The organism is Pseudomonadota bacterium (genome assembly GCA_022572885.1).
Taxonomy (GTDB): domain Bacteria; phylum Pseudomonadota; class Gammaproteobacteria; order Steroidobacterales; family MnTg04; genus MnTg04.
Genome location: JACZVC010000001.1, coordinates 110,624 through 133,371 on the forward strand (window position 1 = coordinate 110,624; position 22,748 = coordinate 133,371).

A 22,748-nucleotide genomic window follows, 5' to 3' on the forward strand; every position below is an offset into this window, starting at 1 on the left:
GCATAAAACAGAAACGGGAAAAGGCCGGCGATCACAATCACCAGCCGATCCCGGTTGACGGGCAATGCCCGTACCCGCAAAACATAGCAAGCAGCTTCCGCTTACTTGATTTCAACGCTTGCGCCAGCTTCCTCAAGCTGCTTTTTGACGTCCTCGGCTTCGTCCTTGTTTACCGCTTCCTTGATCGAGGCGGGAGAGGATTCCACCAGGTCTTTGGCTTCTTTCAGGCCGAGACCTGTCAATGCGCGAACGACCTTGATGACGGGCACCTTGGTGGCGCCAAACGAGGTCATGACGACCTCAAACTCGGTCTGTTCCACGGCTGCCTCCTCGCCACCGGCAGCCGGTGCTGCGGCAACCGCCACGGGGGCAGCAGCGGACACGCCGAACTTCTCTTCCATGTCGGAAATCAGTTCAACAACGTCCATCACGCTCATCTTGGAGATTGCTTCGAGAATCTCGTTTTTCGATACAGCCATTTCTAAAACTCCTGTTGTGTTACCCACACAAATATATTGATTAGTCGTCAGGTCAGTAGCGGGTCATGCCGCCTGCTTATGATCGCGAACAGCCGCTAGCGTACGCACCAGTTTGGTGTGCGGTTCGGCAAGAGTGCGGACCAGCTTGGTGATCGGCGCCTGTATGACGCCTGCGAGCATGCCCAGTGCCTGCTCGAGATTTGGCAGTGATGCCAAACGATCCAGATCGGCGGCCGGCAGCAAATTGCCGCTAATGGCCAGACCGACTGTTACCAGCTTGTCGTTTTCCTTGGCGAACTTTTTCACCACACGGGCCGCTGCGCCCGGGTCCTCCTGAGAGAACGCCAGTAGCAACGGGCCATTCAGGATCTCGCCCAGGCACTCGAATTCAGTGCCTTCGATCGCCCTGCGCGCCAGCGTGTTCTTGACCACACGCAGGTAAACACCGGACTCGCGCGCTTGTTTGCGCAACTCCGTCATTTGCGTAACAGTCAGTCCACGATACTCAGCCGCCAAGGCTGAATAAGCATTGGCGGCCACTACATTGACCTCTGCGACAAGTGCTTTTTTGTCTTCCAGACGCAATGGCATGGTTACCTCCTGAAAAAAGGGTCCATCTATAAATAAGGAGGAACTTCCTGTTCCACCCCCTCACGAATGCTCCGGCGTTTCCGCCATCGCAGCTTCGACAGTGGCCCTCCAGCACAGGATGCTGACGTGGGTAACACCGTCTGCGCAGGCCGATAGCCTCAATTAAAAGTTCCACAATCCGGCCGCGTCTTTACAGCCATGCGTCACTCACCTGCGGTCTTTGACGATTACCGGATTGCTCCGGCTCTCATGCACTCCCTTGCGGTTCCCGAACTCAGCCGACAAAAATCGCCGACCAACCCGACAACCACTCCGGTACTCAAATCGTGGCCTGATCCACCGGTATCCCCGGTCCCTGAGTCGACGACAGGGTCAGGCCTTTCATATATATGCCCTTGGCCGATGCCGGCTTTGCCTTGACCAGGTCGGACAGCAAGGCGTCGAGATTTTCCCGCAGCGCCTTGACTTCGAAGCCGCTGACCCCGATCGGGCAATGGATGATCCCGGCCTTGTCGGTTCGATAACGTACTTGCCCTGCCTTGGCATTGGTTACGGCGGATGCCACATCGGCGGTCACCGTGCCAACTTTTGGATTGGGCATCAACCCGCGCGGACCCAGAATCTGCCCCAATGGACCGACTACCCGCATCGCATCCGGGGTCGCAATCAAAACGTCGAAGTCCAGTTCGCCAGCCTTGATTTTTTTGGCCAGGTCTTCAAAACCTACGATATCGGCGCCGGCTTTCGTCGCCTTTTCAGCGTTGTCGCCCTGGGCGAAAACCGCCACGCGCACCGTTTTCCCAAGACCATGCGGCAACACGGTCGAGCCACGAACGACCTGGTCGGACTTGCGAGGATCCACGCCCAGGTTGACCGACACATCGACCGACTCGGTAAATTTGGCCGTGGCCATTTCCTTGACCAACGCTATCGCCTCGTCAACGGCGTAAGCCTTGCCCGGCTCGATTTTGTCAGCCCAGGATTTTTTGCGTTTGCTGATCCGGGCCATCTCAAACGCCCTCCGTTTCTATGCCCATGCTACGGGCCGTACCCGCGATCGTGCGAACGGCCGCATCCATATCGGCAGCGGTCAGGTCCGGCTCCTTGGCGGTGGCAATTTCCTCGAGTTGGGCGCGACTGACCCTGCCGACTTTCTCGGTATTCGGCGTGCCGCTGCCTTTCTTGATTTTCGCGGCTTTCCTCAGCAAGACCGCGGCGGGCGGTGTCTTGCTGATAAAGGTGAAGCTGCGATCGCTGTAAACCGTGATCACCACAGGAATCGGCAAGCCGGGCTCGACACCCTGGGTATGGGCATTGAAGGCTTTACAAAATTCCATGATGTTGACGCCATGCTGGCCCAGCGCCGGTCCTACCGGTGGGCTGGGGTTAGCCTGGCCAGCCGGGATTTGCAATTTGATAAATCCCTGAACTTTCTTGGCCATGATTTAAATCCTCGTTTGGGTGCAAACGCCTTGCGGCTCCCCGCCTGCTTCCATTCCGACATGCCGGCAAACCGGCCTCGTCCTTGTAATTCCAGCCGCTGTTTTCATCCTGAAACCCGCCTCAGGCTTTTTCGACCTGGGAAAAATCCAACTCCACCGGTGTGGAGCGTCCGAGTATCTGCACAGCAACCTGCAGACGACTCTTTTCATAGTTGACCTGCTCGACGACTCCGTTGAAATCGTTGAATGGCCCGTCAACCACGCGCACCAACTCGCCGGGCTCGAACAGCACCTTGGGCCTCGGCTTGTCGACACCTTCCTGAACCCGCTGCACGATGCCCTCCGCTTCCTTCTCGGAAATTGGCGCTGGCTTGTCGCTGGTCCCGCCAATAAACCCCAAAACCTTGGGTACTGACTTCACCAGGTGCCAGGTCTCCTCGTCCATATCCATCTGCACCAGCACATAGCCCGGGTAAAACTTTCTTTCGCTCCGCCGTTTCTGGCCATTCTTCATTTCCACCACTTCTTCGGTGGGGACGAGAATCTCGCCAAACTTATCCTGCATGCCATCGAGCTCGATACGCTCTTCCAGCGATTTTTTCACCTTGTGCTCGAAATTCGAGTAGGCATGCACTACGTACCAGCGCAGGGCCATGTCAGCCTCCCTGCCCGGTCAAAGTCTTGGTTACCCACAACAGACCCATATCCAGACCCCAGAAAAACACGCCCAGGATGATGACGAAAACAATTACCGCCAGCGTGGTCTGCGTCGTGTCCTGCCGATTCGGCCAGACCACTTTGCGTAACTCTACACGCGACCCCTGGATGAACTGCCACGCGTTCCGGCCCATTGCAGTCTGCATGACGATGGCGATGGCGATCACTACAGACGCCAGAACGCCGCCCGCCCTGATCAGGACCGACATATCCGGATAATAGTAATAGCCGCCGATCCCGCTGATCAGAACGGCGATCGCTAGCAAAAGCTTTACTTTATCCAGTGCGCTGGCACCGGTTTCGGTCTGGGCGTTCATGGATGATCGCAGAATCAGTCGTCAATGCAGCCGCCGGGGCTCTCCGGAACCGTGGCAGGCCAGGAGGGAATCGAACCCCCAACCTGCGGTTTTGGAGACCGCCGCTCTGCCAATTGAGCTACTGGCCTGTTGTACCTCTCGCGGATAAAGCGGACACACGACCGGAAATCCACGGTCGCATACCTGTGTTAAAAAAACTACTCGATGATCTTGGCGACGACGCCGGCGCCGACGGTCCGGCCACCCTCACGGATGGCAAAGCGCAGACCCTCTTCCATGGCGATCGGTGCAATCAACTCAACCGTGACCTGCACATTGTCGCCCGGCATCACCATCTCGGTGCCATCGGGCAGGTATACCGCGCCGGTGACATCGGTGGTCCGAAAATAAAACTGCGGCCTATAGCCTTTGAAAAACGGCGTGTGACGACCGCCTTCTTCCTTGGTCAGCACATACACCTCGGCTTCAAACTTGGTGTGCGGGTGGATCGAACCCGGCTTCGCCAGCACCTGGCCGCGCTCCACTTCCTCGCGCTTGGTGCCGCGCAGCAAAACCCCCACGTTGTCGCCAGCCCTCCCCTCGTCGAGCCGCTTGCGGACCATCTCTACACCGGTACAGGTGGTCTTGGTGGTCTCGTTGATCCCGACGATCTCCACCTCGTCGCCCACATGCACAACCCCGCGGTCTATACGACCGGTCACCACCGTGCCGCGACCGGAAATCGAAAACACATCCTCGACCGGCATCAGGAAATCACCGTCGATCGCACGCTCGGGCAAGGGAATATAGCGGTCCATTTCCTCAACCAGCTTCAATACGCTGGCTACGCCGATATCGCTGTCGTCGCCTTCCAGCGCCTTCAGCGCCGAACCCACCACGATCGGCGTGTCATCGCCCGGGAACTCGTAAATCGACAGCAGCTCACGGATCTCCATCTCCACCAGCTCGATCAGCTCGGCGTCATCCACCATGTCCGCCTTATTCATATACACCAGGATGTACGGCACGCCCACCTGGCGGGCCAGCAGGATATGCTCGCGGGTCTGCGGCATCGGGCCATCGGCCGCCGAGACCACCAAAATCGCGCCATCCATCTGCGCCGCCCCGGTGATCATGTTCTTCACGTAATCGGCATGACCCGGGCAGTCAACGTGGGCGTAATGCCGATTTGCGCTCTCGTACTCCACGTGCGCCGTCGCGATCGTGATCCCCCGCGCCTTCTCTTCCGGTGCATTGTCAATCTGATCATACGCACGATACTCGCCGCCGTGCTTCTCAGCCATCAGCTTGGTCAATGCCGCCGTCAGCGTCGTCTTGCCATGATCCACATGACCAATCGTGCCTACGTTGATATGCGGCTTCGTACGTTCAAATTTTTCCTTGGACACGATATTCTCCCCGTTCCAATACTGTTTACGCCAAATCCGGGCCCGGTTTCTGCCGATCCCCCGTTGTCAGTTCCGTTTGTGACGCGCCACCTCGGTGAGTGGAGCCCACAACCGGATTTGAACCGGTGACCTCTTCCTTACCAAGGAAGTGCTCTACCTCTGAGCTATGTGGGCCATGTTCATTTCCAGCTTGTTGCCTGATGGAGCGGGTGATGGGAATCGAACCCACATCATCAGCTTGGAAGGCTGAGGTTCTACCTTTGAACTACACCCGCCGCGAAAACCACCACCTTCACCGACAACATTCAGACAAATAAATCTTTGTTTTTAAAAGATTTTTTGTTTCATGCGTTGGTGGAGGGGGTAGGATTCGAACCTACGAAGGCATAGCCAGCAGATTTACAGTCTGCCCCCGTTGACCGCTTGGGTACCCCTCCGCGAATCCAAGCCGGCTATTGTGCTTGGCAAGATAATGCGTGTCAACAAAAAGCGGGTAAAATGTCGTTTGCGCCGCATCACCGGCAAGCTATGCCACGAAAGGGCTCGACCACTCAGATGATACCCGCTGGCGGGGTCGGGGGCAGCCCTGGAAAAGAACATCCTGAATTCTCCCTTATTATGAAAACTGGCGCTTAACAAATGGCCAATCCCGTGCATAATATGCCTGCCGATCCGACGAAAATAATAAAGGATGGACTGGGTGGCAAAAAAACCTGAGCGAAGAGTCAATCTGCGACACAAGGCAACGACCACGGTGTACTTGTCGATACCCGGAACCGGTGGCAGACGCTGCATTGCACGCAACGTCAGCTCCAGAGGCGTGTTTGTCGAAACCGACACCCTGGACCTGATGCGCGGCACCCAGGTCGAGCTGATATTCGCCGTCAACCTGGGCCAGGTAACCCGGATTCACAGACGCCCCGCGGAGATTGCGCATGTCAGCACGGTTGGCGCCGGGCTGCACATGACCCTGACCGGCAGCGACACCCTTTATTGAATCTGCGGTCATACCGCGGCTTTAGCCTGCCAGTCGTCAAGAATCGCAACAGGCGGTGGCTTGGCCGCTAAACGCCGACCGCGCAGGCAATGCCGGTCCCACCGAGACCGCAGTAACCATCAGGGGTTTTTGCCAGGTACTGCTGGTGGTATTCCTCAGCCAGGTAGAATTCACCGGCCGGCGTGATTTCCGTCGTTATTTTGCCGAAGCCGGCATGGTTCAGCGGCTGCTGATACGACTCACGGCTTGCCAGGGCCTGCTCCTTCTGCGCCCCGGTGCAGTATGCGATCACCGAGCGGTACTGCCTGCCGATATCGTTGCCCTGGCGCATCCCCTGACTCGGGTCATGGCCTTCCCAAAAAACCTTCAATAAGTCCATGTAAGAAATCTGCGCTGGAAAATACACGATTCTGACGAGCTCGGCATGGCCGGTATCTCCCGAGCAAACATCTTGGTAGCTGGGGTTCTTCGTTTGTCCCCCGCCATAGCCCGCAGCGGTGGAAAATACGCCCGCCAGCGACCAGTACAATTTTTCGGCGCCCCAGAAACACCCCATACCGAACACCGCCGACTCACTGTCTTCCGGAAACGGTGGCTGCAATACGTTGCCATTGATGAAATGAATCCAGCGTTTGTCATCCGCCATTTTTGTCACCCTTCCCGCGGTCGCAGCATGGTCAGTTGCTGGCCGATCAATACGCTACGGTCATGTTTCACCGGCTCAAGAACCAGGTCAACGAAACCTTGTTCCCGTGCCAGCGCCACGATGGCCTCGCTCTGCCCCGCCGGACCCGCCGCTTTGACAAGATCTTCATAGCGCAGCCTGGCGCCGGCAAGTTCCTTTCTGCCCCTGGCCGTTTGTTCGCGGGCCGATGCCATACCCTTTGGACCCAGGACCTCCAGCGCACGGCTGCCAAATCCCATTGCCAGGCGCAGAGATTCGGGTGAAAAAGACGACGCTGCCTCGGTGCTGAGGCGCGCAGCTTTTTCGTTGACCTGGTGACGCCTTTTTTCCGCCTCCTCATTACCGGCGGCCGCCCGGCCCTCGTTCATCAGGCTCATTTGCTCGATCAGCGCATCGACTGCGTCATAAAATTTCAGCTTTTCGATCAGCTCGATCTGCCGCAACTGCTCGCCGCCCCTGCGCAGCACCTCCGATCCGTGATCGTGCATGATAAAGCAGGTTCGACCGCCCGGTTTGAGCACTCGCCACAGTTCCGCCAGCGCGTCCGCGTGCCGCGTGTATTCAAATGCATACTGACCGCTGACGCCATCAAACCACTGATCTACGAAGGGCAGATTTTCGGCCGACGCTGCCGAATGAAAGGTGATCGAGTCAACGAGTGCCGCCTTTTCCTTTAGCGACCGCCGCGGATCTATCGAGGCCCGGTCTGCCCCGTGAAGTTCAAAATCCCGCTGTTCACTACGCGAATATTCCGCCGCCAACATCGCGATCGCGCCATTGCCGGTGCCAATATCCAGCAGCCGCGAGCGGGCGGGGAAAACGGAGAAAAACTTCAGCCAGCGGTCGCGCAGTTCGCCCTGATAATTGGTCTCGAAACCATCGACCATCGAGGTCAACGGACCCGCCGCCCAGTATTCACCCCAAAAATCCTGTTTTTCGTTCAAGCTGCGACTCGTGTTTGCGGAAAACACCGATTGTCACCTGCCGCCCGGCTTTAATAAAGTCCCACCTTTAGCTAACCTGCATTTCACCAAGACGGTGGCCCAATGTACGATATCGAATCCATTCGCACACAACTGGATCGCGGCGAACTCGAGCTGGCCGACGCCGGGATCGAGAAAGCCTTGTCGAAAACCCCTGGCGACGAGGAGCTTCTTGCGCTACGCGGCAGCCTCCGGCATCTCCAGCGCCGCTTCCAGGCCGCGGCTGAGGATTTCGAGGCGGCTTTGTCAAAGCAACCGGACGAGGCGAACTGGCACAACGCGCTGGGCAAAAGCCTGAACAACCTGCAGCAGACGACGGCCGCGGAAAGCGCTTTCCGCCGTTCGCTGGAAATCGAACCCGGTAATGCCGAGCCCTGGCACAACCTGGCCTTCGCGTTGCGTGCCCAGGGCAGGCATCACGAGGCAGCAGACGCATTTTCAGAAGCGTTGCAGATCAAACCGGATTATGTGTCCGCGTGGCACAACGCGGGTCTGGTTTATCTGGCCATGGATGAGCCGGACCAGGCGCTCGCCGCATTTCTCAAGGCGCAGACCCTGGCTGCGGACAGGCCTCGGCTTGCCACCCACATCGGCGTGGCCTTGCACAACCTGGGTCGTTACGAGGATGCGGTTGCCAGCTACCGGAAAGCGCTGTCGGGGGAACCGGAAGCCGAGGCGCAAAACAACCTGGCCGTCAGTTTGCAGGAACTCGGTCGTGACGATGAGGCGCTGGCCGCATACCGGGAAGCGGCCGGTCTAGCACCCGATGACCAGGAAATTCAAATCAAGATTGCCAATCTTCTGATCGGCATGGGCCAGCCGGATCAGGCAATCGCTATCGCCAGGCAATGCCTGGCGCGCGCACCGGGACAAACCGGCGCCCTGGCAGTGGCCGCGGTCGCCGGCCAGGAGCCCGGTTGCGAACTCATGGACATCGAACTCCTTAATTTCGACAAATTGATTTTTCAGACCGAGCTGGCTGTTGCAAATCATCATGAGTCAACCGAAGAGTTCAATCGGACGCTTGCTACCCATATACTCGAACACCCCACGCTGGTTTACGAGCCAGCGGGCCACGCTACACGCCACGGCAGTCACACCGGAGACCTGCTGGCCGGAGAAAAAGGCCCGGTCGCAATTGTCGAAAAGGAAATCACGGCAGGTGTCGGCCGTTTCCTGGCGACGCTGGACGAGGAGAAGGCAGGATTCCTGTTCGACGGCAAGCCCGATAGCTGGTGCCTCACGATGTGGGCGGTGGTCATGGATGCGCAGGGACACCAGTTGCCGCATATACACCCGGGGGCCTGGCTAAGCGGTGTTTATTACGTCCAGGTACCCGAAGAAATAAACGATCATGATGAAAGTAAAGCCGGCTGGATCGAGTTCGGCGCGCCACCGCAAACCATGAATTGCCGCGGCGAGCACCGTCTGAGAATCTTCCGCCCGGTTGCCGGCAGCTATTTCATCTTTCCCAGTTATTTCTATCATCGGACCATACCTTTCGAGAGCAAACAGAAAAGAATCTGTATCGCTTTCGATGCAATACCCTCGGAAAAACGCCGGGATTGAAAAACCACCGGCGACCATCTGGTATATTGGCCCTGGGCAGGAAGAAGGAACCCGTACGCCAATTAGCGGTCACTGTTTCAGTAGCGATGTTGCGGACATTCGTACAGGGAATACATGCGAGAAATCAGATCACACACCGGTAATCGCCGCAGAAATTCGATACGCGCCTTGCTGATTGTGCTGGCAATGGTGTGCGGCCACGCCGCCCTCGCATCACACCAGGCTTTGCACGAAACGTCGGTCGACTTGTCAGCCTGCGTGACCTGCCTGGCCATTAACGCCTTTGACGAGTTGTTAGGCAACAACGATGACCGCCTCTCGCTGACAATTGTTCATATCACGGCCGAAACGGGCGACCGTCCGGCGTCGGCCAACCGAACCCTCTCCCACACCACGATACGCGCGCCGCCTCCGACGATCTCATGATTTGCAGTCCATCGCCGCGTTAAGCGGCGATCATAATTATCGTGGAGTCCCTCATGCACAACAACGCTTCGAAAGTGTTCCCCAGACGCTCGTCTCATCCAGGACCCGGACTGTTTTTTCAAATCAGCTTATTTCTGACCGCGGCTGGTCTGCTCAATGGCGCGGCTTCCGCACAATCGGTATCCGGAAACCAGTTTAACCCGTCGATCAGCCTGATCCTCAACGGACAGTATGCGGTATATTCGAATCGTGCCGAAGATTTTGAAATTTCCGGTTTCCTGATCGACGATGAAGCCGGGCCGATCGCCGAAGGATTTTCTCTTGATGAGTCAGAGCTGGTTATCAGCGCGAATATCGATGACCAGTATTATGGCTTTGTCGATGTGGCGTTTGTGGAGGAAGCCGGCGGCGGGACCGAGGTCGAGCTGGAAGAAGCCTATTTTCAGACCCTGAACCTGCCATCGGGGCTTACCGTCAAGGGCGGCAAGTTCTTTTCCAGCATCGGTTATCACAACGTCTTTCATGCGCACACCTGGCATTTTGCCGATGCCCCGCTCGCGTATCAGGCAATGCTCGGTACGACCTTTGCCGACACCGGCTTGCAGCTGCGCTGGCTGGCGCCGATGAACCGGTTTCTCGAACTGGGCGTCGAGTTTTTCCAGGGCAACAGTTTCCCGGCGGCAAACGATGGCGGCAGCGCCGGCGCATACTCTGTTTTTGTAAAAACAGGTGGCGACATCGGTATCAGCCACAGCTGGAAAGCGGGCTTGTCGTATCTCGATTACGATGCGCTCGATCGTGATGGTGGAGAGGCCCTGGCAGACTTGACGTTTGCCGGCGAGGGCGACCTGTTTATCGCCGACTTTGTCTGGAAATGGGCTGAGAACGGCAATCCGCGATCCAGGAATTTCATTATTCAAAGTGAATACCTGCAACGAGACGAACACGGGCAGGTCGATTTTTTTAACGGGGTTGCCAACGAAAGCGGTCCGTACGACCTGCGCCAGTCGGGATTCTATTTGCAGGGCATCTATCAATTCAGACCGCGTTGGCGGGTCGGCCTGCGTTATGACCGCCTGTCGTCCAGCAACCAGCTTCCCGCTTTGAGTGTGGTTACGCCGTTGAGCGACGACGGCAGGAATCCGCGGCGTTTGACCGCGATGGTCGATTTTTCGAATAGCGAATTCAGCCGCCTCAGACTGCAATTCTCCAGGGACGAATCTTCGGCCGATAGCGACACGCGAGTGCTGCTGCAATATGTCATGAGCATCGGCGCCCATGGGGCACACCAGTTTTAGGACCAAGCATGGCCATGAAAAAAATCATTTTGAATATTTTGCTTTTGCCTGCCCTCTTCCTGGCCGGATTCCCGGCGCAAGCGGCGTTACGGGTGTTTACTTGTGAGCCCGAATGGGCGTCACTGGCGGAGGAACTCGGCGGTGACAAACTGGATATTTTTTCCGCGACCCGCGCCCAGCAGGATGTCCATTATATCCAGGCCCGGCCCAGCCTGATCGCCCGGTTGCGGCGCGCTGACCTGATGATCTGCACCGGCGCCGATCTCGAAATCGGCTGGCTGCCGGTGCTGTTGCGCCAGTCGGCCAACCCGAAAGTGCGCCCCGGGCAGCCGGGTTTTTTCGAAGCGTCCGCGTACGCAAATATGCTGGAGGTTCCCGATTCCGTTGATCGGGCACAAGGCGATGTGCATCCCTTTGGTAATCCGCACATTCAACTCGACCCGCGAAACATTAGCAGTGTCGCCGCGGAACTCGCGTTGCGGTTGCAAAGCCTCGACCCGGAAAATGGCGATTACTACAGCCAGCGTCATGCTGATTTTGAGCGGCGCTGGCAGGAAAAAATCAGCGAATGGAACGAGCGCGCGAAACCACTGGCCGGCATGGGCCTGATCGTTTATCACCGTAGCTGGGTATACCTCGTTGACTGGCTGGGCCTGCGCGAGGTCGGGGCGCTCGAACCCAAACCGGGTATCCCGCCGAGTACAGGTCATCTGTCCAGTCTTCTGCGGCAGATAGAAAATCAGGATGTCGCGCTGACCGTACGCTCGGTTTACCAGAGCGCGCGCGCCACAGAATGGCTCTCCAGGCGCAGCGGAGTCCCTGCGGTTGTCCTCCCGCATACGGTTGGCGCCACCGCTGGCGCGGACGATCTTTTCGGCCTGTTTGACTCGCTGCTCGATATTTTGCTGGAACACCGGCAATGAACATGGACGCGCTGGATATCAGTATTCTCGGCCCCGGTTTCCTGGCGGGTCTGCTGGTGCTGGCAACCCACGTGCCGCTCGGCCGGCAGGTCCTCAAACGCGGCATCATTTTCATCGATCTGGCGGTTGCCCAGATGGCCGGGCTGGGCGTCGTCGCCGCCAGCGTCCTCGGCTGGGATACGCACGGTGTGGCCGCGCAGTTTGCGGCCGTTTCGGCGGCGCTGATTGGCGCCGCTTTGCTGACCTGGACCGAGAAGCGCTGCGGCGATGTCCAGGAGGCGATAATCGGCGGCTTGTTCGTGCTGGCCGCCAGCGGAGGAATTCTGTTGTTGGCCAACAGCCCGCGCGGCGGCGAGGAATTGAAGGACCTGCTGGTGGGTCAGATTCTGTGGGCCGACTGGCATACGCTGGGCCCGGCCGCCATCGTCAGCGTCGCGGTCTTGCTGGCCTGGTATACGATCCGGGAAAAACTCGGTCGCACCGGTTTCTACCTGCTGTTCGCGGTCAGCGTGACGGTGTCCGTGCAACTGGTTGGTATTTACCTGGTGTTTGCCAGCCTGATATTGCCGGCGCTCGCCACCCGCAACCTGGGGCGGCGCGCCGGTCTGACCCAGGCCTACGCGCTGGGCGTGCTGGCCTATTTTTCCGGGCTTGTGTTGTCGGCGTTTTTTGATCTTCCCAGCGGGCCGGTCATCGTCTGGACGCTGGCCGGGCTGGCATTGATGCTCAGTTTCCGATACAGCAATTCCAGGGAAAGCTGACAGCGCGGCCAGTACCGGGCGGGTGGAATCAGCCACCATTCGATTTTGGCAACAGACCATCCAGCGCCAGCACTTTCTCTCTCATTGCCGCCTGGTTGGCCCGCACTTGTACAAGGATCGCCTGGAAATCCGGGTTGGCTTTCAGGTCATCGAAAAATGGCGTCTCGAGATCGTGAGGAACCGAGTAACCTTTGTCTGCCGCCTGTTGCAGGGTGTACAAAGCGCGGATTCGTTCACCGGCAAGCGCATAATAGGCGGCGCGCCACTGCTGAAAACTCAGGACATAATAGCGCTGCTCGATGGCATTGCCGATCTGGATACCGACTTTTGCGAGCAGATCGCCGGCCAGCGCATCATCACCCACAGCACGTGCAGCCAGAATCAACCAAAGTGCGCTCTCCGTGCTAAAACTCACGTTACCGGTTTCCGGATCGAACGGGTATTTGGCCAGCGATTCCTTGAGCACGTCGTAGGTCTTTGCGGGTTTGCCATCGAGCAACAACGCCGCCCCCAGCCCCAGGTAATTCGCTTCAGTTGCTTCCTGCATCCACGCCCCGCGCATGAAAGCGGTCAATTCCCCGTATTGCTTCAACACCAGGAGTCGTTGATAGCCTGCCATCAACAAGTACCGGCTATCCGGATTGACCTGACGGGTCTGTTCGAGCCATTGCTCGCCCGCATTGGCCACGCCCAGCGCAAACAAGACCGTGCCGATATGACCTGGCGCCCAGGCATCCGCCGGTCGCAGCACGCGGGTCCTCAGCATTTCCATGATCATGCGGTCGTAGTGGTGAGCGTTCCGATAGTAGGTTGCGGAAATGTCGAAATATCGCGGGTCATTGTAGTAACGTTCTCGCAGCTGGCTCAAAGTTTCTTCGATGTGTTCGTTTTCGCCGAAATTGGCCAGATTCGTTTCCACCGCCCCGATACGATTGGGATTTTGCGGGTCCAGGTTCGCCAATGTCCGGTTTATCTCCTGGTTCTTTCGAAATCTTCCCTGGGCTAGCAACACGGTCGTGTATTTGCCCAGCGCGCGAATATGGCTGGGCGCCAGTTCGAGGGCTCGCTGTAAAGATTCACCGGCCAGCGCGGTCTGATCGAGGCGCAACTGGCGATACCCTTGCGCCGCCCACGCGTCCGCGTCATTCGGGTTCAATTCGAGCGCCTTCTCGATCAGCGGTCCGCTCAGACGCAGCGACTCGGTGATCGACAGCGAGCCAAACTCGTCCATGTCCAGGAAGGTACTGGCCAGCAAGGCCATCGCCGCCGCATAGTCCGGTTCCAGTTCGATCGCGCGTTTCAAATAATCGGCCGTCCTTTGCAGCGAACCGGCGACATTTTCGTTGAGCTCGGCGCGGCCGCGGAGAAACAGGTCATAGGCCGCAGGATCGATCGCGACTCTTTCCGGGGCAATCTCTTCATCGAGCAACTCGATACGCAAGGCTTTGACCACCGCCGCCGCGATTTCGTCCTGCAACGCAAAAATATCGGTCAGTTCCCGGTCATAGGTCTCCGACCACAGGTGAAAACCATCCGCCACGTTGATCAGCTGTGTGGTTATGCGCACCCGGTTACCGGCACGCCGCACGCTGCCTTCGAGTATATGACCCACCCCCAGTTCTGCGCCGATTTTCTGGATATTCTGGTCTCCGCCCCTGTAGACGAAAGACGAAGTCCGCGCCGCCACCCGCAGAGCATCCACCTTGGACAACAGATTGAGCAATTCTTCCGCCAGGCCATCGGAAAAATAGTCGGTCTCCGGGTCGGAGCTCATGTTGACTAGCGGTAACACGGCGATCGAATGAGTGCCGTCTTCGGCCGGTACAGGTACCGCTGTGTCGGATGGTGGTTCTGCATCCTTGAAATAAATGCTGTAGGCGAGCGCAAGCACAAGCGCACCGATGATGACAAAATCGATCTTGCGCCCGGTTTGGCTGGTAATCGACTGGCTGCGATCGACGTCTTTTTCTTTTTTCAGACCTTCGGGGGTAATCTCGAAAGCCCAGGCCAGGATCAGCGAAACCGGAAACCCCAGAATCAGCAACAGAAAAATCAGTTTGGATGACCACTCAGGCACACCGAGTATCGGCACGATCAGATCGGCAACCTGGAGAATCAGCCAGGCGGCGACAAGGTAGACGAAGCCGACGCGCAACACATTGCGCCGCCGTAGTTCTTTGAAAAAGCCATCGCCCATCATTATCGCCATACGCTTGGGTGGCGCTAAACCTAGCAGAATTGGGCTATGGGCACAGTGTTTCCGCTAGATAACGGGTTACTGGACGAGCTCGGTCGATGGATTGAAGGTGTACCAGGCGAACCAGAAAAGCCGCCCCGTGCTCCATTTTTCACGACTGTCGCTATCGCCGATGGTTACCGTTCCATCTTCCGCCATCGACAGCGTCAGATCCCGGCCCGCCAAACTGGCTTCAATCCGGCTGGTGTTTTTGAATGCCGCCTCGGTAACTGCGACCGGCTGGCCGCCGATGCTGGTACCGAACACGACGGTTTTTGGATGTACGCGGTCATCCTCGTCAGAAACCGGCAGGTAAATCCTCGTCCCCGCTCGATACTCAGCGAAACGGTCCACCGAATAGTCTTCATCGAACCCGGTATCGGCCGACAATACTTTGCTGCCGGGATGTTTTTTTTGCCAGCGTGACCAGCGAGTCATCGTGACCGGCAAGGTTTGCAGTTTTTTACCGGTATTGGGCCCGACCACACCCGCGCCTTCGATCTGGCTCCAAAGCGTATTGCTGGCCCGGTCGTAAATAACCAGGTCACTGTTATAAAGGACACCTGAAACGCCAAACTCTGTAACGACACCCCCGATTACCCGGCTGACCGCCACGCCTGAACCGCACAAGGGGCAGTAGGTAATTGCGATCGGTTTGCCGCCGACGGTATCGTTGACGATTTCATGATGGTCCAGAATTTTCGCCGGATAGGCGCGCACATCGCCGCCGATAACCACGCCGAGTATCAGGTCGTCAGCGTTCAGGAAACCGGCCTGGTCTGATGTTACAAACCTGGGGTTGTCGATTGAGCGGATGCAGTCGCGCACCGGGCAAGCCTGCACCAGCTTGTCGAAATCCACGCTGCGAGGGGTGCTGTCATCGAAAGCAAAGGTATCTTTGAGAATATCGGTGTCGTATTGGCGTTGTGCAAGCACAGGCAACACCGGCAACATGACGAACACGAGCAAGGCTGCAGTCACGATCGGTTTAATTTTCTGGTTCATGGGCCCCCCGGCGGTCAGGTCCGGATAAATTGCCGGACTATCAGATAGAAAGTTGATTCGGCCAAGCATGCCGGAATAAACGACATTGACCGCTTCATCAATAAGACCCGTAAGCCATGCTTTTTGTTACCGGAACGCCCAAATGGATTCTTTTTTGATTATTTGTAACTGGGTTTGATGCCCTCGGCCCAGCTGATGCCATACCAAAGCGCCGCATCCGGCCGTCGCGAAAAATCTCGCAGGGCATACAACGCGTCGATGTATTTCTTTTCGCTCATTAGCCTGGCCTGGATCACCTCCTCGGCCGCACCACCCAGTACTTCGTATAGATTATGCACGATGCCCTTGAACTCGCGCATGCCCGCGCAGCCGCCATAAAACACCAGCGTATTTTTTTGCGGCTCGGCACCGACCTGGTACAGCAACTGGACCAGCTTTCGCCCAACAAACGGGTCGTTGCCATTTTTCCGGTAAGTTTCAAAGTAGGCCCGCCACGCATCCATGACACCCGGCGGCTCTGGCCACAAACGCAATGTGTCGTGATCGTCGTCGGCCAGCACGATACGGCCGCCTTTGCGTACCGCATCGAACATTGTTTCTACGACGCTCAGCGGATTGTTCACATGCTCAAGGAGAAAGCGCGTATGGGCCAGGTCGAAACGACCCATTTCATTTTGCCGTAACGGCAAAAATTCAGCTTCACCGACGCGAAAATCGACCAGATCAGCCTCATTGTCCGCCAGCGCCCGATCAACCGCCGTAGCCAGCTGTGCCGGATCCCGTTCGATGGCGATAACCTTGGAACTGTCCGGCAGGCATCTTGCGATCGCGCGGGTGAATTCCCCCGTTCCGCAACCGACATCGAGCACGAGTTCCTCGCCGCCTGGATCAAGCGCGCGCAGACAGGCCTGGTTGATGAGTTTGTTCATCAAGGCCAGGCGGCGCTGCTCTTTTTCAGAGCTGCCGTGTACGTACCGGTCTTTCATTCCACTGAGCACCATGCTAGCCACACATCATTCTAATCCCTGCATGGATTACGGAAAAGCTGTGTCCTTTTAGCGACACTTTTGGCGAATCAACCTAAGTCCGGTGGTATATTGCTACCAGAAACGATCCGGAGACAGAAATGAACCGATTCATACTGGCATTCCTGATGCTTCTGGTATCCATGGGTGTGCAAGCCCAGGGTACGCGCCTGACGACGCCCGCAAGGACTGTGACGGTGGATTCGGTCAGCGATGAGCTTGCCGGCATAGTCGTGCTATGCGCGACCCGGCACGAGTCTGGTCAGTTGCATGCGCAATGGGCAGACTACCTGAGGAAACATTACAACGGCGATATGGATATCGATGCGCTGGTCAGGGAAATCACCCGGCAAGCTACCGGTTACTGGCAGGTTCGGCTGATCAGCGCCAGCATGCTGGGTTCGAAAAGCCGGTCAGGCGCGCCCACCAGCCAGGCGGAAATCCGCGCCAAACAAAAACTGCAAGATTTTGTCCTGGCGGCTCCTGAAATCGAACAGGCCTTGCGCAACACCGCCAGGACGACCATTGCCAATATGAGCAATTAAGATGAAGGGGACAGATTTCAAATCTGCCCCCCTTTCCAATTCAATGGGCAGACAAAATCTGCCCGTTTTTTTGTTGGCCAGCACTTGCCAGTCATTTTTTGTTTTTGGCGTCTGCTACCAGCAGTCGGTGCTAACACCGGAGTTACTTTTGAAGCCCGCCTGGTCCAGCATCATGTTGCCGCAATCGCTATCATTGATCGCCTGGTTGAGCTGCGGCACGGCGAGTGCCAGGAACGCAGTCGGGGTCACGTTAACCACGCTGGCGGTGTAAATGCGATCGGCCGCCAGCGCGGGAATAGAGTTGCCCTGGTTGTCGATCGTGACAAAGGCGTTGCCATAGCCCAGCTCGTTCAGATCGATCGCGTAACGTTTGTTGTCAATAAAGAACTGTTCCTGCCGATCCGCCAGCATCACTAGGATTGACTTGGCAGTCGCACGCTTGCTGCGGGTCACGTAGTCCGTGTAACTCGGGTAAGCCACTGCGGCCAGCACGCCGACAATCGCGATTACGACCATCAACTCGATCAGCGTGAAGCCACGTTGGCTGTTTTGTCTGTGATCGTTGTCCATTATTCCAGATTCCAAAATTGTCAAACCAATTGTCGCTGGTTGTTGTGAATATCAAGCGTTATAGATCGGTATCTTCCGCGTTGTACCAGAAGGTCTTCCATCGAGTCGACGAGGTCGCGTCTTCCGTCGTCAAGTCAGGCCGCAGCAGTTTGTTTGGCGGCAGGGACACGACTTCGGCCGGGATGCCTTCAGAATTCAGCAAAGTGCTGCGATCGCTGGCGGTACTGGCTACGCCGGAATTGTCCAGGCCATCATCGGTCGAATCGTAGTTCTTGACCGCGAATGCGTTTTGCAGATCAATGGCGTAAAGCAGACCATTTCCTTCCGATGGCGTACATTGATTTGCCTGTAGCCCGATCGGAGGCAAATAGGTTGTAAAGAACACGGTTCCGCCGATGGTCAGCGGCGTCGACAAGTTCTTTTCGCCGGTCCCGGTCAGACCCATGCGCCAGCCATTACTGAGATCCCGCGCACAAAGGCCTGCCTGCAGGCAATTATCGGTCACATCGGCAAGACCGGCATGCTTGAGCAAGCTGTCGGCTCCGCCACCGATCGCAATATTGCGATCCTTGATCAGGTAAAAGAAATCGTCGGTCTGGCCGCCCTTGCCCAAAGGATCGGGACGATTGCCCGAGCCAATCAGCACGGCATCAAATGCGCCGATGCCATCACGACTGGGCACGAGATCCGGACGATGAAAGAATCGCCGGTCATCGGCCACACCCGGCGCCGCGGCCGAGTGCCGGCCCAGGTTGGCCAGCATTGTTATTTTCCAATTGCCAGGGCCGTTGCCAGCCAGGTCTGCACGCCAGACTTTACCACCCGAGTCGCCAACGATGACACGGTCGGTCAAGCCATCGCCATCCATATCGGCAACAGCGACCGGCGATGGGAAACTGTCTACCATCTCATTGTGAACAAAGGTTTTCGCGGCAGGAACTCCGCTGCCTACCGCTTTCCAGATCAGTGCACCGGTTATTGCATCAACGACATACAATGCGTTGCCTTCCGCGTCGTTGGTGCCGACGCCTGATCGGTCATCCTTGTTGGCGTCATAGCCGCCTGCAAAAATTAATACCGCCTGCGGCCCAAAGCCGATATCGACTGTGCCGACTCGCGGCGTCGAGAATGTCATACCCAGTTCGCTAAAGTCGGGATCGGAATTATCAATATCCCAGAGGTATTCGGGATTTTCCGGGTCGGTCACATCAAGCGCATGCAGGAATTTGCCGCCGCGACGGGCGCCAATATAAACATAGGCCTTGTCGCCATCGATGGCTTCGATCGTACCGTCGCCATCAACATCGAGCATATAAGCAACCGGTGAACCGTCAACCGTATACGGGTGGCTGAAGGAAGACACGTTGGCGCGCAACTCGGGCAGCACATTCAACGTTTCTTTAGGCATATAGGCCCAGACTTCCTCGCCGCTTTCGCCACCCGAAGCCGTGGTGTTGCGAATCATATGCAGGTAACCGTCGTTTGACGCTAACGCCAGGAAAATGGCTGGATTGGTATCGCTGTAACTACCCCATGCACCATAGTTGAGCGGCAGCGGCCGCGAATGCAGGGGGTCGGCCATGATCCACGGACGCGCTTCGGCAAGGACTCCGTCATTATCCAGATCGTCAACGTCATATCCGCGTGCGTACATGGTCATCCAGGTGACCTCGGCGACCATGTCGACGAGCGGGACCGCAAGGTTAAAGTAAGGTGTGAGCTGGTTGACGACGTTGATGTCCACATCCAGGGGCTTGAGTAAGCCGCCCATCTCGTAAAAGACCTGGCGCGCACCAATATCGCTATTGAGCAGGCCGATTTGCCCGCTGATCATGCCCGGTATCTTTTGCCCGGCTCCGCCACGTGCAACCGACCGGCCGTCACGGCCGGCAAATTCGTCTTCATCCGGATCGGGTGGCGGCAACGCGTTGGGATCGGTCCAGAAGGTCAACGCATCGAAGCGGATTCGTCCATCGGCGGCGACTGCCGGCTGATCCAGCGCATCGGCGAGGAAGATGTTACCGGTACCACCGGTGAGCCCGGCCAGCCTGAGTTTCTTGACATTACCTGTCCAGTACGGGCGACCGCGCGAATCGGGCTGGAACAGCGCCAGGAACACGTTATCCACGACTTGCGCCCGGTTGAACACGTTGACCGGGATAGACGCCGCGACCAGGGTCGTACTGACGCTGAGAATCTGACTGAAAATATCTCTGATGGTATTGACCAATTCCTCTGGATTTTCCGACAGCGGCAGTGGCTGGCCGGTATTTCCTGCCCTGGCGTAGCTCACCGTCGTGGTATTGGCTTTCGGCGTCAGGAAGTAAGAAGTAACGTTTTGCCTGCCGTCAAGATTCGGCGCGGCGCCAACGATTCCATTGGCCATATCCTGGTCATTCATAAACTGCAGCATATCGACAAATTTAGCGCGCGGCGATCCTGTCCCCCCATTGGCAATAACCTGGGCTATCGCTGCATCGGAATCATTTTCCTGGTTGGCGACAAAGAACATGGGGTTGATCGTAAAAATCTTTGTGCACTCGCTGGCGGCATCCAGGGGGGTCAGGTAAAGTCCGCTGTTACCCGGCCTCTCGATACCAGTGTCCCAGGAGATGGCCGGGAAGTTGGAATCAAGATTGATCGTGGGATCGCCGGCATAATCGAGATAACCGACGTGGCCGTTATAGATGCCCTGGCCGGTCAGATAACGGAACAACTCGAAAAACAGCTCCTTGCCCTGGTAGGGGTGAGACAGGTTGCCTTGCGGCACGGGAATAGCGGAGAGGAGTTGATGAAAGCGGGCCTTGGCGCCGTTGCTATCGCCCATCTCGAACATTTCAAAGCCCATCGCGATATAGCCACCATTTGAGCATCCTTTGGTCGCTGCTTTACTCGGGCCCGCGCAATTGTTCTTGTTGTCGTGGTTGAGCATCAGACCGACTTTGATGTTCTCCAGCGGATCCATGACCATCCTCAGCACGCCGCGCAGCATGTCGAAAAATGTGTATGAGGCCTGGGCCGGTAGATAACCGGCATCCACCAGGAATTGGCATTCGCCTTTCTGGCAGACCGTGGACCCAAGGTTCGGACGATAATCCAGGCTGAACATGACCAGGGGCTCGCTGCCCGCAGGAAGATTTCCGCCAAAGTAAATATCGATATCGTCGGCCACGGCCGGCGCACTGGCGCCGAGAGTCAGCCCGGTTGCTAACAGCAGACTGAAAAGCCGGTTTTTGAATTTAGGTCCAAACATTTTTGACTCCCCCACCTTCCTAGTTGGTAGGCACTAAAATCAATACGCCTTCGACCACGGTGTCCCTACCGAGGCCTTGATCGGCCATGTCGAAAGTGCTGGTGATTGAAAAAGCCGCGGCACTGAACTTATCCGCGCTTGAACCGATACCGCGCGGCGGCGGGCGCAGCGCCGGCGCCAGTCTGACGATCACGCTGTTCATGACACCTGCATTCATCTGGTCGGTGAACATGCCGTTCGGCAGGCGCCAATTTTCCCTATCGCAATTGACCCCGGTACCGGTGCAGATCGTATAACCCGGGTCACCGATCACCGGTGTCGACGCTGTGGCATCGATAATGGCATCGGACAGAGCTTGTGTGGCCTGGAACGCGGTGACCGCGGTCTCCTGGTTACCCGCCATGCGCAGCTCGGTAATGCTGACTCGCATTGCGGACATACTCAGCAAAGTAATAATCACCAGCAGGATCAGCGAGCTGACCAGGATTACGCCCCGCTGTCCGGATTTGCCGATAGGCTGATTCATCCTGCTCATAGCCCCAGCCTGTTCAGGTTCCTCAGGTTGCGAATGCCGACGGTCGTGCTGAAAGCCCGGCGATAAAAATTGTCATTCGGCGTAAACGGCGCAGCATTGCTCAGCGTATAGACCTTGTCATTGACATAGGAGATGTCCGCGTCCTCGCTGCGCACCAATAAAAAAATCTTCGCGGTTACTACCTGGCTAATCTGGCTGGCCAGCGGCGCGGCCAGGTAAACATTGGCTGAACCGTCATTGTCGGTGTCTATGCCAAATTCGATCTGCAGATCCTCGACGCCGCGCGCCAGGCATTCGGTGGTCATGCTGCTGGCGGCGCCCACCGGCGACAGTATTTTACGGCACAGCGTCGGGATGCCGTCGCCGGGCGCAAATGCATAATTCTGCACGTAATAAATGACCGGCAGGTATTCCCAATCCTGGAACGGAATCGGCACATTAACCGGTGGCGCGCCTGACACGGGTTCGGTAAATAGCAATCCGGCAGTCCCGTTGGTGCGCAAATAAACCCGGCCCACCTCCGGGGCTGGTTCCGCCCGACCCGCAACACGCTTGATGGTCAGGATGTCCGTCCCCGGCTTGACATCGCCCGCCGCCAGGCAGGAGTGTGCCGCGCCCGCGCTTCCATCGGTCGCGTTATCGACCGATCCGATCGGGGCGTAGTCGCCCGCGAGATTGATCATGGAGAACGCCCAGTTGGGAAAGCCGCCGGGACCACAATCCACGCCCAGCGCAAGCGTCGTATCAAAACCCATGCCTTGCGGTGTCAGCAAATCGGCCAGCAATCCGGCCATGCTCAGATCGGTCACGATCGTATCGAGCGCAAAGCGTGCATCTTCCTGCATGCGCGCAATGCTTTCGTTCTGGTTGAAACTGCGTTTGCTTTGCAAGAATAGATTGACCAGTCCGGTCATGATCAACAGACCCAGCAACATGGCGATCATCAGTTCAATCAGCGAGAAACCCGATTGTTTGGCCTGGCATTTCATCAGGTCGGTATCCT

At 57.2% G+C, this 22,748-nt stretch carries 23 protein-coding genes and 4 tRNA genes; 7 read left to right on the forward strand and 20 right to left on the reverse strand.

The window, feature by feature from the left end; genetic code table 11:
* Positions 1 to 101: 101 nt before the first annotated feature.
* From rplL to IIA05_00625, 11 genes are all read right to left on the reverse strand, one after another.
* Positions 102 to 479 carry a 50S ribosomal protein L7/L12 gene (gene rplL / locus IIA05_00575; GenBank protein MCH9025597.1) on the reverse strand — a complete coding sequence of 126 codons (378 nt, stop codon included), beginning with the start codon at positions 477 to 479 and terminating at the stop codon, positions 102 to 104.
* Between the two features lie 63 nt (positions 480 to 542).
* Positions 543 to 1,070, reverse strand: coding sequence for a 50S ribosomal protein L10 (rplJ, locus tag IIA05_00580; protein ID MCH9025598.1), 528 nt, complete (start codon positions 1,068 to 1,070; stop codon positions 543 to 545).
* Positions 1,071 to 1,389: 319 nt separating this feature from the next.
* Positions 1,390 to 2,079, reverse strand: coding sequence for a 50S ribosomal protein L1 (gene rplA / locus IIA05_00585; GenBank protein MCH9025599.1), 690 nt, complete (start codon positions 2,077 to 2,079; stop codon positions 1,390 to 1,392).
* 1 nt (position 2,080) lies between these two features.
* Positions 2,081 to 2,512 (reverse strand): 50S ribosomal protein L11, encoded by a 432-nt coding sequence (gene rplK, locus IIA05_00590; protein MCH9025600.1) that lies wholly within the window; start codon positions 2,510 to 2,512, stop codon positions 2,081 to 2,083.
* Between the two features lie 121 nt (positions 2,513 to 2,633).
* Positions 2,634 to 3,167, reverse strand: coding sequence for a transcription termination/antitermination protein NusG (nusG, locus tag IIA05_00595; protein MCH9025601.1), 534 nt, complete (start codon positions 3,165 to 3,167; stop codon positions 2,634 to 2,636).
* 1 nt (position 3,168) lies between these two features.
* Positions 3,169 to 3,546 (reverse strand): preprotein translocase subunit SecE, encoded by a 378-nt coding sequence (gene secE, locus IIA05_00600; protein ID MCH9025602.1) that lies wholly within the window; start codon positions 3,544 to 3,546, stop codon positions 3,169 to 3,171.
* 52 nt (positions 3,547 to 3,598) lie between these two features.
* Positions 3,599 to 3,674 (reverse strand) — tRNA-Trp (locus tag IIA05_00605).
* 69 nt (positions 3,675 to 3,743) lie between these two features.
* On the reverse strand, positions 3,744 to 4,934 hold the full coding sequence (tuf, locus tag IIA05_00610; protein ID MCH9025603.1) for an elongation factor Tu: 1,191 nt from the start codon (positions 4,932 to 4,934) through the stop codon (positions 3,744 to 3,746).
* Positions 4,935 to 5,033: 99 nt separating this feature from the next.
* A tRNA-Thr gene (locus IIA05_00615) sits at positions 5,034 to 5,108 on the reverse strand.
* Positions 5,109 to 5,135: 27 nt separating this feature from the next.
* Positions 5,136 to 5,209 (reverse strand) — tRNA-Gly (locus tag IIA05_00620).
* Between the two features lie 77 nt (positions 5,210 to 5,286).
* Positions 5,287 to 5,371: transfer RNA gene (locus tag IIA05_00625), tRNA-Tyr, on the reverse strand.
* A 263-nt stretch (positions 5,372 to 5,634) separates the two neighbouring features.
* Here IIA05_00625 and IIA05_00630 point away from each other — a divergent pair.
* A complete protein-coding gene (locus IIA05_00630) occupies positions 5,635 to 5,931 on the forward strand; it encodes a PilZ domain-containing protein (protein MCH9025604.1) in 297 nt (98 codons plus the stop codon).
* A gap of 67 nt (positions 5,932 to 5,998) precedes the next feature.
* On the opposite strand, the gene msrA is transcribed toward IIA05_00630, so the two are convergent.
* Positions 5,999 to 6,577 carry a peptide-methionine (S)-S-oxide reductase MsrA gene (gene msrA / locus IIA05_00635; protein MCH9025605.1) on the reverse strand — a complete coding sequence of 193 codons (579 nt, stop codon included), beginning with the start codon at positions 6,575 to 6,577 and terminating at the stop codon, positions 5,999 to 6,001.
* Between the two features lie 5 nt (positions 6,578 to 6,582).
* Positions 6,583 to 7,560, reverse strand: coding sequence for a class I SAM-dependent methyltransferase (locus IIA05_00640; GenBank protein ID MCH9025606.1), 978 nt, complete (start codon positions 7,558 to 7,560; stop codon positions 6,583 to 6,585).
* Positions 7,561 to 7,662: 102 nt separating this feature from the next.
* On the opposite strand from IIA05_00640, the gene IIA05_00645 reads away from it, so the two are divergent.
* The 5 genes from IIA05_00645 (at position 7,663) to IIA05_00665 (ending at position 12,576) form a co-directional block, all read left to right on the forward strand.
* Positions 7,663 to 9,168, forward strand: coding sequence for a tetratricopeptide repeat protein (locus tag IIA05_00645; GenBank protein ID MCH9025607.1), 1,506 nt, complete (start codon positions 7,663 to 7,665; stop codon positions 9,166 to 9,168).
* Positions 9,169 to 9,282: 114 nt separating this feature from the next.
* Positions 9,283 to 9,594: a hypothetical protein gene (locus IIA05_00650; GenBank protein ID MCH9025608.1), complete on the forward strand. Its 312-nt coding sequence runs from the start codon at positions 9,283 to 9,285 to the stop codon at positions 9,592 to 9,594.
* Positions 9,595 to 9,647: 53 nt separating this feature from the next.
* Positions 9,648 to 10,892, forward strand: coding sequence for an outer membrane beta-barrel protein (locus IIA05_00655; GenBank protein ID MCH9025609.1), 1,245 nt, complete (start codon positions 9,648 to 9,650; stop codon positions 10,890 to 10,892).
* 14 nt (positions 10,893 to 10,906) lie between these two features.
* Positions 10,907 to 11,815, forward strand: coding sequence for a zinc ABC transporter substrate-binding protein (locus IIA05_00660; protein MCH9025610.1), 909 nt, complete (start codon positions 10,907 to 10,909; stop codon positions 11,813 to 11,815).
* A complete protein-coding gene (locus IIA05_00665) occupies positions 11,812 to 12,576 on the forward strand; it encodes a metal ABC transporter permease (GenBank protein ID MCH9025611.1) in 765 nt (254 codons plus the stop codon). Before IIA05_00660 ends, IIA05_00665 begins: the two co-directional genes overlap by 4 nt.
* Positions 12,577 to 12,604: 28 nt before the next feature.
* Here IIA05_00665 and IIA05_00670 read toward each other — a convergent pair whose 3' ends face one another.
* From IIA05_00670 to IIA05_00680, 3 genes are all read right to left on the reverse strand, one after another.
* Complete coding sequence (locus IIA05_00670) at positions 12,605 to 14,785, reverse strand: hypothetical protein (GenBank protein MCH9025612.1); 2,181 nt, start codon at positions 14,783 to 14,785, stop codon at positions 12,605 to 12,607.
* A 66-nt stretch (positions 14,786 to 14,851) separates the two neighbouring features.
* On the reverse strand, positions 14,852 to 15,817 hold the full coding sequence (locus IIA05_00675; GenBank protein MCH9025613.1) for a DUF3179 domain-containing protein: 966 nt from the start codon (positions 15,815 to 15,817) through the stop codon (positions 14,852 to 14,854).
* A 158-nt stretch (positions 15,818 to 15,975) separates the two neighbouring features.
* Positions 15,976 to 16,803, reverse strand: a complete 828-nt coding sequence (locus IIA05_00680; protein MCH9025614.1) for a methyltransferase domain-containing protein — start codon at positions 16,801 to 16,803, stop codon at positions 15,976 to 15,978.
* Positions 16,804 to 16,943: 140 nt separating this feature from the next.
* On the opposite strand from IIA05_00680, the gene IIA05_00685 reads away from it, so the two are divergent.
* Positions 16,944 to 17,387 (forward strand): hypothetical protein, encoded by a 444-nt coding sequence (locus IIA05_00685; protein MCH9025615.1) that lies wholly within the window; start codon positions 16,944 to 16,946, stop codon positions 17,385 to 17,387.
* A gap of 114 nt (positions 17,388 to 17,501) precedes the next feature.
* Here the strand turns inward: IIA05_00685 and IIA05_00690 are convergent, their stop codons facing one another.
* The 4 genes from IIA05_00690 to IIA05_00705 are packed head-to-tail and all read right to left on the reverse strand — an operon-like array spanning position 17,502 to position 22,734.
* Positions 17,502 to 17,957 (reverse strand): type IV pilin protein, encoded by a 456-nt coding sequence (locus tag IIA05_00690; protein ID MCH9025616.1) that lies wholly within the window; start codon positions 17,955 to 17,957, stop codon positions 17,502 to 17,504.
* 58 nt (positions 17,958 to 18,015) lie between these two features.
* The gene (locus tag IIA05_00695; GenBank protein ID MCH9025617.1) at positions 18,016 to 21,210 is read right to left on the reverse strand and encodes a hypothetical protein; all 3,195 of its coding nucleotides are present in this window, start codon (positions 21,208 to 21,210) and stop codon (positions 18,016 to 18,018) included.
* A gap of 19 nt (positions 21,211 to 21,229) precedes the next feature.
* Positions 21,230 to 21,745, reverse strand: a complete 516-nt coding sequence (locus tag IIA05_00700) for a hypothetical protein (GenBank protein MCH9025618.1) — start codon at positions 21,743 to 21,745, stop codon at positions 21,230 to 21,232.
* Positions 21,742 to 22,734, reverse strand: a complete 993-nt coding sequence (locus IIA05_00705) for a PilW family protein (GenBank protein ID MCH9025619.1) — start codon at positions 22,732 to 22,734, stop codon at positions 21,742 to 21,744. Before IIA05_00705 ends, IIA05_00700 begins: the two co-directional genes overlap by 4 nt.
* Positions 22,735 to 22,748: the final 14 nt, after the last annotated feature.

Coding starts and splice junctions, on each gene's coding strand:
- rplJ (MCH9025598.1), bottom strand. CDS start 1,070: ATGCCATTGCGTCTGGAAGACAAAAAAGCACTTGTCGCAGAGGTCAAT.
- IIA05_00650 (MCH9025608.1), top strand. CDS start 9,283: ATGCGAGAAATCAGATCACACACCGGTAATCGCCGCAGAAATTCGATA.
- IIA05_00695 (MCH9025617.1), bottom strand. CDS start 21,210: ATGTTTGGACCTAAATTCAAAAACCGGCTTTTCAGTCTGCTGTTAGCA.
- rplK (MCH9025600.1), bottom strand. CDS start 2,512: ATGGCCAAGAAAGTTCAGGGATTTATCAAATTGCAAATCCCGGCTGGC.
- IIA05_00705 (MCH9025619.1), bottom strand. CDS start 22,734: ATGAAATGCCAGGCCAAACAATCGGGTTTCTCGCTGATTGAACTGATG.
- IIA05_00685 (MCH9025615.1), top strand. CDS start 16,944: ATGAACCGATTCATACTGGCATTCCTGATGCTTCTGGTATCCATGGGT.
- IIA05_00675 (MCH9025613.1), bottom strand. CDS start 15,817: ATGAACCAGAAAATTAAACCGATCGTGACTGCAGCCTTGCTCGTGTTC.
- IIA05_00700 (MCH9025618.1), bottom strand. CDS start 21,745: ATGAGCAGGATGAATCAGCCTATCGGCAAATCCGGACAGCGGGGCGTA.
- msrA (MCH9025605.1), bottom strand. CDS start 6,577: ATGGCGGATGACAAACGCTGGATTCATTTCATCAATGGCAACGTATTG.
- rplL (MCH9025597.1), bottom strand. CDS start 479: ATGGCTGTATCGAAAAACGAGATTCTCGAAGCAATCTCCAAGATGAGC.
- IIA05_00645 (MCH9025607.1), top strand. CDS start 7,663: ATGTACGATATCGAATCCATTCGCACACAACTGGATCGCGGCGAACTC.
- IIA05_00655 (MCH9025609.1), top strand. CDS start 9,648: ATGCACAACAACGCTTCGAAAGTGTTCCCCAGACGCTCGTCTCATCCA.
- IIA05_00670 (MCH9025612.1), bottom strand. CDS start 14,785: ATGGCGATAATGATGGGCGATGGCTTTTTCAAAGAACTACGGCGGCGC.
- IIA05_00660 (MCH9025610.1), top strand. CDS start 10,907: ATGAAAAAAATCATTTTGAATATTTTGCTTTTGCCTGCCCTCTTCCTG.
- nusG (MCH9025601.1), bottom strand. CDS start 3,167: ATGGCCCTGCGCTGGTACGTAGTGCATGCCTACTCGAATTTCGAGCAC.
- rplA (MCH9025599.1), bottom strand. CDS start 2,079: ATGGCCCGGATCAGCAAACGCAAAAAATCCTGGGCTGACAAAATCGAG.
- IIA05_00680 (MCH9025614.1), bottom strand. CDS start 16,803: ATGAAAGACCGGTACGTACACGGCAGCTCTGAAAAAGAGCAGCGCCGC.
- IIA05_00690 (MCH9025616.1), bottom strand. CDS start 17,957: ATGGACAACGATCACAGACAAAACAGCCAACGTGGCTTCACGCTGATC.
- secE (MCH9025602.1), bottom strand. CDS start 3,546: ATGAACGCCCAGACCGAAACCGGTGCCAGCGCACTGGATAAAGTAAAG.
- IIA05_00665 (MCH9025611.1), top strand. CDS start 11,812: ATGAACATGGACGCGCTGGATATCAGTATTCTCGGCCCCGGTTTCCTG.